Raw genomic sequence first — 9,983 nt, 5'->3', positions numbered from 1 at the left:
GCCGAACAGCGCGAGGCGCGCGCCGTCGAATGCCGCGAACTGCGCCGGCGCCTGGCGCAGATTCCGGAAGGCTTCAGCTACTACCGCGCGGACGCCAACGGCGAGCGCATTTATTACAGTGATGAAGAGACCGACACCGCTCGTCGCCAGCTGCGCACGCGCATCGCCGAGCGCTGTGGCTGAGGCTGGTTAAGCGGCGGCTTCGGGGCCATACTCAAAGCCCCTTGTAGCGATTCGCCAGCATGCGCAGCCAACGTCGAATCGAACGCCATCAGTTGCCCTATTACCTGAAGGTGTTCAACCGCATCACCGACAAGCCGATGGGCTCCATCGGCAATGTCTCACTGGACGGCCTGATGCTGATCAGCCAGCTGCCGATGCTGGTGGGTGCGCGCTTCGACATGCGTCTGAAGATCCCCGGCCAGCACGGTCAGCACTTCGTCGACTTCTCCGCCACCTGCCAGTGGTGCCGTGAGGACGTCACCCCCGGCAGCTACGACTCCGGCTTCGCCCTGGTGGCGCCGCCGGCCGACTACGTCGAGATGGTCGACGCCCTGCGTTATTACTTCAGTTTCCACAGCCTGGCCGCCTCGGCCTGAGCGCGGGCTCAGGGCCGCGAGTTGAGCCGCAACATCAGCCGACTCTGCTCGCTGAGCTCGCCGAAGAACCGGCGGTAGAGCGCCTCGCCATCGCTGGAGCGGTTCAGCCGGCTGAGCGCGGTATCCACCAGCAGGCGGAAGTCCTCGTCGTCGCGGGCCAGCGGCATGGCCACCGCTTCCACTTCGAACAGGCGCTCCGGCACCCACAGCTGTGCGCCTTGCGGATGCTGGGCCTGGTAGTTGAGCAGCACCAGGCGGTCGGCGAAGAAGGCGTCGACCCGGCGGCTGACGACCTGCTCGACCCCCTCCCGATTGCTGTCGACCTCGACCAGCTCGGATTGCAGGCCGAGCTGGCGAATGCGCGTGCGCGCCCAGTCGACGCTGATCGTGCCCTTGAGCACGGCGAAGCGGTGGCGGCTCAGCCCGCGGTTGATGGTGGCGCGCCAGGTCGGGCCGCTGTGCGCCGCCTCGCCCTTGAGTGGCAGCAGCAGCGTCGCCGGTGCGTCCTGACGCACCACCACGCCCAGGCCGGCAGTGAAGATCGGCAGCGAGAAGCTGACCTGGCGGCGCCGCTCCAGGCTCTCCACCACGGGCGCGCAGAGGATATCGACGCGCCCGGCGGCCACCGCGTCGAGCATGTCCGTGGTGGTCAGCGGTTGATAGCGCAGGCGTAGCGCGGGCATGGCCAGTTGCTCTTGCACCTGACTGGCGACGCGGCGGCACAGCTCGATGGCATAGCCGTCGGCCTGCTGGGCGTCGCCGTCGGAGAAGGGCGGGTTGCCGGGCACGAAGCCCAGCACCAGCTGGCCGCTGTCGTGGATGCGCTCCAGGGTGGCGGCGCTGGCGATGGCCGGCAACCAGGCACAGAGCAGTAGCAGCCGGACCAGGTAGGGAATAGACATGCCGAGTCTCCTAGGGCCGGCCAAGGCTGTCGAGGGCGCCGACGAAGCGCTTGGCGATGGCGCCGAACAGCAGGTAGCCGACCACCATCACCAGTGCCGCGCCGAACACCGCATCCAGGCCCGAGGCGTACAGGGCGTAGAAGCAGTAGAGCATGGCCACCAGCAGGATCAGGCTGTTGCGGCGAAATACCTGGGGTGTCACCCGGGCCTTGTGCATGATCACCAGCAGGCCGGTCAGGGAGGTGACGTAGGGGATGATGTTGGTCACCGCGGCCAGGCCCACCAGCTTGTTGAACTGGGCGCTGGCGTTGGGCGATATGGTCGACAGGGCGATCAGGCTTTGCAGCACGCCGCAGAACAGCAGGCCCAGCAGCGGCGCATCGCGCGAGCTGACCCGGGTGAAGAGTTTGGGGAACATGCCCTGTTCGGCGGTGACCTTGGCCGTCTGCGCCAGGGTGAACTGCCAGCCGAGCAGGGAGCCGAGGCAGGCCATCACCGCCAGGGCCATGATGACGTTGCCGACGCCGTCGTTGAACATCCGCGCGTAGACCAGGGCGAAGGGGGCACTGGAGTTGGCCAGTTCCGGGTTGGGGACTATGCCCTGGATCACACTGGTCGACAGCACGTAGACCACGGCGGCGCCGAGTGTGCCGAGCAGGCAGGCCAGCGGTACGTTGCGCTTGGGATTGTCCACCGCGTCGGAGTTCTGCGCCGCCGACTCCATGCCGAGGAAGGCCCATAGGGTCAGCGGGATGCTCTGTGCGATGGCGTCGCCCACTTTCAGGTCGTTGGGATTCCAGGCTTCGACGAACAGGCTGGGCTGGAACCAGAACCAGCCGATCAGGCCGAGGCCGGCCACCGGGATGATCACCCCCCAGACGGTCACCGCGCCGAGGCGTCCGGTGAGGCTGGGGCCGCCGAGGTTGGCCAAGATGGTCAGCCAGATCAGGCCGATGGTGCCGAGCACCAGGGCGCCGGCGCTGCTGCCCAGCCAGGGGAAGAAGGGCGTGAGGTAACCGACCGCGGAAATGCCGATGGCCACGTTGCCGATCACCAGCGACAGGAAGTACAGGTAGGAGCAGAGGAAGAACGCGGACTTGCCGTGGGCTTCCTCGCTATAGGCCGACATGCCGCCGGGACGCGGGCAGTAGATGCCGCACTGGGCGAAGCCGTAGGCGATGGCCATGGAGCCGACCGCCGTGACCACCCAGGACAGCAGCGATACCGCGCCGAGCTGGGCCATGCTCGAGGGCAGCATGATGATGCCGGAGCCCATCATGTTGACCGCCACCAGGGTGGTCAGGCCGATCAGGCCCATCTTCTTGCTGGCGTCGGCCATGTTCCGGTCCTCGCGCTGCGCGTGGGTGGGGGGAAACGAGCGCTGGGTGCAGGTTCAGCAGCCGTCCTTGTCCAGGTGGTCGAAGTCCACCGGGTCACCGGGGTTGACGTTGAGCTTCTTGCGGATGTCCGCGAACATCGCGTCGTACTCGCCATGGCTGCGCATGATCGGGCTGGCATTGGGCGGCAGCCCCAGCTTCACCGCGGCCTTGGCCAGGCGGCTGGCGAAGTTGAAGGCGGTGTCGCGGTGCATGTCGAACTCCTCGGCAACGCTTTGGCCGGCGACCTGGCCGGACAGCCTGAAGTGCAGCAGCACGCCCTCTTTGGGGTCGTGGCGCACCTCGTAGTAGACGTCGATATCGTAATCGGGGACGCCCGGCATGCCGGGTTGTTTCTTGCGGTTGAGGTGGCCGGGTTCGAACATGATGGACTCCTCTGTGTCATGACGCGGCGCCTGTGCCAGGCGCCGCCGGGTTGCGGGCGTCAGTGGAACGGGAAGATGTAGTTCATCCAGGCGGCCATGCGCAGGAGCACCTTGCGCAGGATCGCCACATGGGGGAAGTGCTCGGAGTAGAGCGCCGCCTGACCATAGGCGCCGCCCGGTATCAGCTCCTTGTAGGGTTCGAAGGCCGGGTCGATGATTTCCAGCAACACCGGCACCCGTCCGGCCGGCATGGCGCCGGTGACGCCGATCAGGTGGCCGCCCGGCTGCACCTGGCCTTCGGCGATCACCGGTTGCACCTGCTTGACCCGCGCCTGGAACACCTGGCCGGGCAGGCCGTCGAGGGCGATCTCGGCGGAGTCACCCAGGGTCAGGCGCAGCTGGCTGTTCTGGCGCATCCAGGCCACGTAGAAATATTCCTCGTGGGGAATGAAGATCGCCGACGGCCGCAGCGGCATCTTCACCGCATAGACGCCGGGGCGCAGCACCACCTGGGTCACGTAGCCGCGCGACGGCGCCCGCACCACCGTGTTGTCCAGCTCGAACTGGGCGATATTGAGCTGCGCCTGCAGATCGTCCACGCGCGCCGTGGTGATATCCAGATCACGGCGGTTGCCCAGGTTGCGCTTGACCAGCTCGCTGGCGCGGAACTGGTCGCCCTTGGCCGAGACCAACTGGGCCTTGATCGAGCGCACGCGGTTCTCGAAGGGGGTGGGGTCGATGCGGAAGATCACGTCGCCCTCTTCCAGCAGCTGGTTGCCGCGCACCGGCACCTCGATCACCTGGCCGCTCACCGCCGGCACTATGGGGGTGCTGACGAAGTAGCTGCGCGAGACCTCGGAATAGGGGTGGTTGTAGTTCATCAGGAAAATCAGCGTGCCGATCAGCACGATGCCGCCCAGTACCGCGGTGGGCACCGTCCACTTGTTCAGCGGGATCTTGAAGATCTTGAAGATGGCGACGCAGATGGCGGTGTAGGTGAGAATCAGCAGCAGGTCCATGGCTCAGTCCCTCGCCTCCAATGGTGCTTCGGCGGGTGGCTGTTCCAGCGCATCCAGACGGGCCTGGAGCGCTGCCACCTGCTGTTCCAGCTGCTGCAGGCGTGCCGTATCCTCCTTGGCCGTGGTGGCGAAGCCCCAGCCGCGATCCTCGCGGTAGAGCGTCGCCCAGATCCACAGGAAGGGCCAGAGCACGTGCAGGGTGAACAGGCTGACCCAGCCCGCCACGTGGATGGCATCCTGGTGCGGATGGTTGCGATGCACGGCGATCTCGTAGGGAATGTCGTGCACCGCGATGACGCCGTAGAACAGCACTATGGCGGCGAAGATCAGTACGCCCAAGGCAAAGTAATCCAGCATGTTGCCTCCCTAATGCGACTGTTCTGCGTACGGCACCGCTCGGACGATCCGCAGCGGTGCCGGCAGAGCGGTTCTCAACGCTTGGCCTTGAGCTGCTCGACGGACTGGCGCATGTCGTTGGCCCAGACATCGATCACCGGCTTGACGTTGTCGAGGCTGATCACCTGCTCGTCGTTCTCCAGGTCCAGGCCGCTGCCCTTGCGCACCACCTGGGCGACGACGCGGCTGTTCTGCGCGTCGATGACCGCGGCCTCGGCGGCGATCTCCACCTGCTGGTCGCGGGTGCCGGCCGCTGTGCTGGCGGCTGCCACCACCAGGGCGATGGGAATGACTTCGTAGGGCTTGAGGCCTTCGGTGGAGGCCGAGACCGCGGTGATGGCCGGGCGCAGCACCAGGGTGCCGGCCGTGGGCGAGTCGGTGAGCGGCATGACCTTGCTCAGCTCGCGGCGCAGCGCGGTGTCGAAGTAGCGAGTGATGGCGTGCAGGGTCTCCTGGGACAGGCGGGCGCTGGGTTGTGGCTGCGGGTAGAACTGGCTGGGTTCCAGAAAGAGCTGGTTGTAGCGGGCGATCTGCAGATCCGGGTCGACCCAGCGCGCCACTTTGACGCCAGACGGCGATTGCTGCTCGCTCAGGCGACTGTAGTCCTGCAAGAAACCCGAATATTGCTCGGGGGCCACCAGGGTGCTGCTACAACCGGTAGCGCTCAGAATGGCCGCCAACAGCGACGAACCAAGGAGTCTTTGCATGCTATTTCCCTTCGTGGAGTCATTCGTGCGTTCGTGGTGTTCGCTGCGTTGGCAGAAGGCCGAACAAGCGAAAGTGTAGACGGGAAGTATCCAGTTACACGGGCCGGTCGAAAGATCGTAAAGGGCCCTGCAGAACCCTGCGCGGCTCGCCGCTCAGGGGCCGCTCAATGCAGCGCCGGCGCAACGTCCAGCGTGCGCAGGCGCTGGCTCAGCTGCAGGCGCAGGGCGGCGTCGTCGCACAACAGCAGGGCGCGTTCGAGGTCGTAGCGCTCGCCCTGTGGACAAGCCAGATTGCGGTAGATGTCGGCGCGCGCCAGATGGTCGACCATGCTCGCGGGACCTATCTGCAGCACCCGTTCGGCGTCCTTGAGCGCGGCCAGGTCGTCGTCATGCTGAAGATGCAACAGGCGCAGGTTGCGCGACAGGCGTTGCAGCATGGCGCGGGCGTCGGCGCTGTGCAGATGCGCGGCGCTGAGCGCGGCGTCCGGGCCGAGCTGGCGGTAGAGCAGTTCGCGGCAGTCGCGGGTATACAGGCGGCGACCGCCGCAGGGGTCGAGCAGGTGATCGGCGCCGGGCACGCGCAACAGGAAATGTCCGGGGAAGTTCACCCCCTGCAGGGGGATGTCCAGGCGCCGAGCCAGCTCCAGAGCGATCAGCGCCAGCAGCAGCGGTTGTCCGCGGCGCCGCCGTAGCACCTCGTGGAGCAGCGCATGGCGGGGGCGGGTGACGCCTTCGTCGTCTTCCTGGTAGTCCAATTCGGCGAGCCGGCGCAACAGCGGCTGGGCCAGTTCGCGCGCCGGCAGGGCGGGCAGTCCGGCGCTGACCTGCAGCTGCAGGCCGTGCAGTTCGCCGAGCACCTGCGCCGGCTGCACTTGCCCATCGTGTTCGGCGGCGACCCACAGCGCCGCCTCGAACGGTTCGGGCGGATCGCGCTCCAGGCACAGCAGGCAGGCTTGGCGTGGGCTCATCGCTTTCTCCGGTGACTCCTGCTCTTGTAGCCCTTCGGCCGATCCGCGTCCAGTCTCCGCCCAGCCACCTATACTGAGGCCTAAAGTCAGACCGGGAGCTCGCCCATGTTCAGCATGATGGAAGCCGCCCGCCTCGAGGCCCTGCACCTGGCGCAGGATCCGGCCACTGGCCTCAAGGCCGTCATCGCCATCCACAACACTCGTCTCGGCCCGGCCCTCGGCGGCTGCCGCTACCTGGCCTATCCCGACGAACAGAGCGCCATCCGCGACGCCATTCGCCTGGCCCAGGGCATGAGCTACAAGGCCGCCCTGGCCGGCATCGCCCACGGCGGTGGCAAGGCGGTGATCATCCGTCCGCCCCACGTGGCCAACCGCGCGGCGCTGTTCGAGGCTTTCGGCCGGGTTATCGAGACGCTGAACGGGCGCTATATCACCGCCATGGACAGCGGCACCTCCAGCGTCGACATGGACTGCATCGCCCAGCACACCCGCCATGCCACCAGCACCACCAGCGAGGGCGATCCCTCGCCGCACACGGCGCTGGGGGTGTTCGCCGGGATTCGCGCCACCGCCCAGGCGCGCCTTGGCAGCGACGATCTGGAGGGCCTGCGCATTGCCATCCAGGGCCTCGGCAACGTCGGCTTCGCCCTGGCCGAGGAACTGCATGCGGCCGGCGCCGAGCTGCTGGTCAGCGACCTCGACCCCGGCCGGGTGCAGCTGGCGGTGGAGCAGCTCGGCGCCCATCCGGTGGCCAGCGAGGCGCTGCTCACCACCCCCTGCGACATCCTCGCGCCCTGCGGCCTGGGCGGCGTGCTCAACGGCCAGACCGTCGGCCAGCTGCGCTGCGCGGCGGTGGCCGGGGCGGCCAACAACCAGCTGGCCAACCCGGAGATCGCCGACGAGCTGGAGGCACGCGGCATCCTCTACGCGCCGGACTACGTGCTCAACGCCGGTGGGCTGATCTACGTCGCGCTGCGCCATCGCGGCGAGGAGCTGGCGGCGATCACCGCCCATCTGGCGCAGATCAGCCTGCGTCTGACCGAGATCTACGCCCATGCCCAGGCCGACAAGCGCTCCCCGGCGCGGGTCGCCGACAGCCTGGCCGAACGCTTGCTTTACGGGCCCTGAGGGCCCGCTGCGCGCGCCACGCCCACCCGCGTGGCGGCGCATCCGGCCCCAGGCCACCAGCCCGGGGCCAGCAAGGTGTCCACAAGATGCCGAGGAGACTGCCATGTCCGAACAGCCGAAACTGCCGCATACCCGCTACCTCGCCGCCGACGGCACGCCCTGCGCCGAGCTGCCGGCCTGGAGCGACGACTTCGAACTGCTGATCCGCCTGTACCGGCAGATGTTGCTGACCCGCCTGTTCGACCAGAAGGCGGTGGCCCTGCAGCGTACCGGGCGCATCGGCACCTACGCGCCGACCATCGGCCAGGAGGCCATAGGCGTGGCCATCGGCGCGACCATGCGCGCCGACGACGTGCTGGTGCCTTACTACCGCGACACCGCGGTGCAGGTGATGCGCGGCGTGCGCATGGAGGAGATCCTGCTGTACTGGGGCGGCGACGAGCGCGGCAGCGCCTATGTCGACCCGGCGGTGGCCGAGGACTTCCCGCTCTGCGTGCCGATCGCCACCCAGGCCCTGCACGCCTGCGGCGTGGCCAGCGCGTTCAAGATCCGCGGCCAGCACCGCGTCGCCGTCACCACCTGCGGCGACGGCGCCACCAGCAAGGGCGATTTTCTCGAGGCGCTCAACGTCGCCGGCGCCTGGCAGCTGCCGGTGGTGTTCGTGGTCAACAACAACCAGTGGGCCATCTCGGTGCCGCGGCGCATCCAGTGCGGCGCGCCGACCCTGGCGCAGAAGGCGATCGGCGCCGGCTTCCCCGGCGAGCAGGTCGACGGCAACGACGTGCTGGCGGTGTACGACCGGGTGCAGGCGGCGCTGGAGCGGGCGCGCCAGGGCAAGGGGCCGACCCTGATCGAGTGCCTCAGCTACCGCCTGGGCGACCACACCACCGCCGACGACGCCACCCGCTACCGCCCGGCCGAAGAGGTCAAGCAGGCCTGGCGCGAGGAGCCGGTGGCGCGCCTGCAGGCCTTTCTGGTCAGCCAGGGCGTGTGGAATGCGCAGCGCGAGCAGGCCCTGGTCGGCGAGTGCCAGGCCGAGGTGCAGCGCGCGGTGGAGGCCTTCGAGGCGACGCCCATGCCGCCGGCCGAGGCGGCGCTCGAGCATGTCTACGGCCAATGGCCGCAGGCCCTGGCCGAGCAGCGCGAATGGCTGCGCGAGCGCGCCGCGCGGCGGGAGGTGGACCATGAGTGAGAAGCCAGCCATGAGCGAAAAGAAGGTCAGCCTGCTGGAAGCGGTCAACCTGGCCCTGCACCGGGCCATGGCCGAGGACGACAACGTGGTGTTGCTGGGCGAGGACATCGGCGTCAACGGCGGGGGGTTCCGCGCCACCGCCGGGCTGCGCGAGGCGTTCGGCTTCAAGCGGGTGATCGACACGCCGCTGGCCGAGACCATGATCGCCGGGCTCGGCGTCGGCATGGCCGCGCAGGGCCTCAAGCCGGTGCTGGAGATCCAGTTCATGGGGTTTATCTACCCGGCCCTGGATCACCTGATCTGCCACGCCAGCCGCCTGCGCAACCGCACCCGCGGTCGCCTCAGCTGCCCGCTGGTGCTGCGCACGCCGATGGGCGCCGGCATTCGCGCCCCCGAGCACCACAGCGAGAGCACCGAGGCGCTGCTGGCGCATATTCCCGGTCTGCGCGTGGTCATCCCCTCGTCGCCGGCGCGCGCCTACGGCCTGCTGCTGGCGGCCATCGACGACCCCGACCCGGTGGTGTTCCTCGAACCCACCCGGCTGTACCGGATGAACCCGCAGCCGCTGGCCGACGACGGCAGACGCCTGCCGCTGGACAGCTGCTTCACCCTGCGCGAGGGCGGCGACCTGACCCTGGTCAGCTGGGGTGCGAGCGTGCACGAGACGCTGCAGGCCGCCGATCGGCTGGCCGAGCGCGGCGTCGACGCGGAGGTGATCGACGTCGCCTGCGTCAAGCCGCTGGACCTCGACACCCTGGAGGCCTCGGTGCGCAAGACCGGGCGCTGCGTGATCGTCCACGAGGCGCCGAAGAGCTGCGCGGTCGGCGCGGAAATCGCCGCCAGCCTTTACGAGCGCGCGCTGCTCGACCTGCAGGCGCCGATCCAGCGGGTCACCGCGCCGGACATTCCGCCGCCGCTGTATCGCCTGGAGCAGCTGTACATCCCCGGTGTCGAGGACATCCTCGCCGCCTGCGAGACGGTGCTGGAGTACGCCTGAAGACGGGCCAGCGAATCGACGGGAGAACGCACGATGAAATACTTCAAACTGCCCGATCTGGGCGAGGGCCTGCAGGAAGCCGAGATCGTCGAGTGGCACGTCAAGGCCGGCGACACGGTCAAGGCCGACCAGTTGCTGGTGTCGGTGGAAACCGCCAAGGCCATAGTCGACATCCCCGCGCCCTATGACGGGGTGCTGGTGAAGACCTTCGGCAAGGAAGGCGACCTCCTGCATGTCGGAGAGCCGCTGGCCGCCTACGAGGGCGAGGCCGACGCCGGCACCGTGGTCGGCCGCCTGGAGGGCGGTGGCGAGG

At 68.3% G+C, this 9,983-nt stretch carries 12 protein-coding genes and 1 pseudogene; 6 read left to right on the top strand and 7 right to left on the bottom strand.

Annotation, left to right across the window (positions count from 1 at the left end):
* Together N878_RS04435 and N878_RS04430 are read left to right on the top strand one after the other, a co-directional pair.
* A pseudogene (locus tag N878_RS04435) lies at positions 1-183 on the top strand (DUF4124 domain-containing protein); the annotation flags it as partial.
* A 59-nt stretch (positions 184-242) separates the two neighbouring features.
* Complete coding sequence (locus tag N878_RS04430) at positions 243-599, top strand: PilZ domain-containing protein (RefSeq protein ID WP_021442481.1); 357 nt, start codon at positions 243-245, stop codon at positions 597-599.
* Between the two features lie 8 nt (positions 600-607).
* Here the strand turns inward: N878_RS04430 and N878_RS04425 are convergent, their stop codons facing one another.
* From N878_RS04425 to N878_RS04395, 7 genes are all read right to left on the bottom strand, one after another.
* Entirely contained in the window at positions 608-1,501 is an 894-nt protein-coding gene (locus N878_RS04425; RefSeq protein WP_021442480.1) for an amino acid ABC transporter substrate-binding protein, read from the bottom strand.
* A gap of 10 nt (positions 1,502-1,511) precedes the next feature.
* Positions 1,512-2,840, bottom strand: a complete 1,329-nt coding sequence (potE, locus tag N878_RS04420) for a putrescine-ornithine antiporter (RefSeq protein ID WP_021442479.1) — start codon at positions 2,838-2,840, stop codon at positions 1,512-1,514.
* A 54-nt stretch (positions 2,841-2,894) separates the two neighbouring features.
* Positions 2,895-3,263, bottom strand: a complete 369-nt coding sequence (locus tag N878_RS04415) for a DUF5064 family protein (protein ID WP_021442478.1) — start codon at positions 3,261-3,263, stop codon at positions 2,895-2,897.
* Between the two features lie 59 nt (positions 3,264-3,322).
* Complete coding sequence (locus N878_RS04410) at positions 3,323-4,282, bottom strand: HlyD family secretion protein (protein WP_021442477.1); 960 nt, start codon at positions 4,280-4,282, stop codon at positions 3,323-3,325.
* Between the two features lie 3 nt (positions 4,283-4,285).
* Positions 4,286-4,639 (bottom strand): DUF3302 domain-containing protein, encoded by a 354-nt coding sequence (locus N878_RS04405; protein WP_021442476.1) that lies wholly within the window; start codon positions 4,637-4,639, stop codon positions 4,286-4,288.
* 74 nt (positions 4,640-4,713) lie between these two features.
* Positions 4,714-5,385 carry a DUF3313 domain-containing protein gene (locus N878_RS04400; RefSeq protein WP_031302739.1) on the bottom strand — a complete coding sequence of 224 codons (672 nt, stop codon included), beginning with the start codon at positions 5,383-5,385 and terminating at the stop codon, positions 4,714-4,716.
* Positions 5,386-5,549: 164 nt separating this feature from the next.
* Complete coding sequence (locus tag N878_RS04395; RefSeq protein WP_021442474.1) at positions 5,550-6,353, bottom strand: SirB1 family protein; 804 nt, start codon at positions 6,351-6,353, stop codon at positions 5,550-5,552.
* Between the two features lie 105 nt (positions 6,354-6,458).
* On the opposite strand from N878_RS04395, the gene N878_RS04390 reads away from it, so the two are divergent.
* The 4 genes from N878_RS04390 to N878_RS04375 all read left to right on the top strand — a co-directional run.
* A complete protein-coding gene (locus tag N878_RS04390; protein WP_021442473.1) occupies positions 6,459-7,481 on the top strand; it encodes a Glu/Leu/Phe/Val dehydrogenase dimerization domain-containing protein in 1,023 nt (340 codons plus the stop codon).
* Between the two features lie 103 nt (positions 7,482-7,584).
* Complete coding sequence (pdhA, locus tag N878_RS04385) at positions 7,585-8,673, top strand: pyruvate dehydrogenase (acetyl-transferring) E1 component subunit alpha (RefSeq protein ID WP_021442472.1); 1,089 nt, start codon at positions 7,585-7,587, stop codon at positions 8,671-8,673.
* 10 nt (positions 8,674-8,683) lie between these two features.
* Positions 8,684-9,670 carry an alpha-ketoacid dehydrogenase subunit beta gene (locus N878_RS04380; RefSeq protein ID WP_021442471.1) on the top strand — a complete coding sequence of 329 codons (987 nt, stop codon included), beginning with the start codon at positions 8,684-8,686 and terminating at the stop codon, positions 9,668-9,670.
* Between the two features lie 33 nt (positions 9,671-9,703).
* Positions 9,704-9,983: biotin/lipoyl-containing protein (locus N878_RS04375; RefSeq protein WP_031302737.1), on the top strand; the 280-nt coding region annotated here is incomplete at its 3' end.

It is taken from the genome of Pseudomonas sp. EGD-AK9 (assembly GCF_000465935.2).
Taxonomy (GTDB): domain Bacteria; phylum Pseudomonadota; class Gammaproteobacteria; order Pseudomonadales; family Pseudomonadaceae; genus Aquipseudomonas.
Note: the sequence above shows the minus strand (reverse complement) of the source record. Positions and strands in the feature narration are given on the sequence as shown.

What these genes read in the sequence shown, in the direction of transcription:
- N878_RS04380 (WP_021442471.1), top strand. Translation starts at nt 8,684, where the DNA reads ATGAGCGAAAAGAAGGTCAGCCTGCTGGAAGCGGTCAACCTGGCCCTG.
- N878_RS04400 (WP_031302739.1), bottom strand. Translation starts at nt 5,385, where the DNA reads ATGCAAAGACTCCTTGGTTCGTCGCTGTTGGCGGCCATTCTGAGCGCT.
- potE (WP_021442479.1), bottom strand. Translation starts at nt 2,840, where the DNA reads ATGGCCGACGCCAGCAAGAAGATGGGCCTGATCGGCCTGACCACCCTG.
- pdhA (WP_021442472.1), top strand. Translation starts at nt 7,585, where the DNA reads ATGTCCGAACAGCCGAAACTGCCGCATACCCGCTACCTCGCCGCCGAC.
- N878_RS04410 (WP_021442477.1), bottom strand. Translation starts at nt 4,282, where the DNA reads ATGGACCTGCTGCTGATTCTCACCTACACCGCCATCTGCGTCGCCATC.
- N878_RS04430 (WP_021442481.1), top strand. Translation starts at nt 243, where the DNA reads ATGCGCAGCCAACGTCGAATCGAACGCCATCAGTTGCCCTATTACCTG.
- N878_RS04425 (WP_021442480.1), bottom strand. Translation starts at nt 1,501, where the DNA reads ATGTCTATTCCCTACCTGGTCCGGCTGCTACTGCTCTGTGCCTGGTTG.
- N878_RS04405 (WP_021442476.1), bottom strand. Translation starts at nt 4,639, where the DNA reads ATGCTGGATTACTTTGCCTTGGGCGTACTGATCTTCGCCGCCATAGTG.
- N878_RS04415 (WP_021442478.1), bottom strand. Translation starts at nt 3,263, where the DNA reads ATGTTCGAACCCGGCCACCTCAACCGCAAGAAACAACCCGGCATGCCG.
- N878_RS04390 (WP_021442473.1), top strand. Translation starts at nt 6,459, where the DNA reads ATGTTCAGCATGATGGAAGCCGCCCGCCTCGAGGCCCTGCACCTGGCG.
- N878_RS04395 (WP_021442474.1), bottom strand. Translation starts at nt 6,353, where the DNA reads ATGAGCCCACGCCAAGCCTGCCTGCTGTGCCTGGAGCGCGATCCGCCC.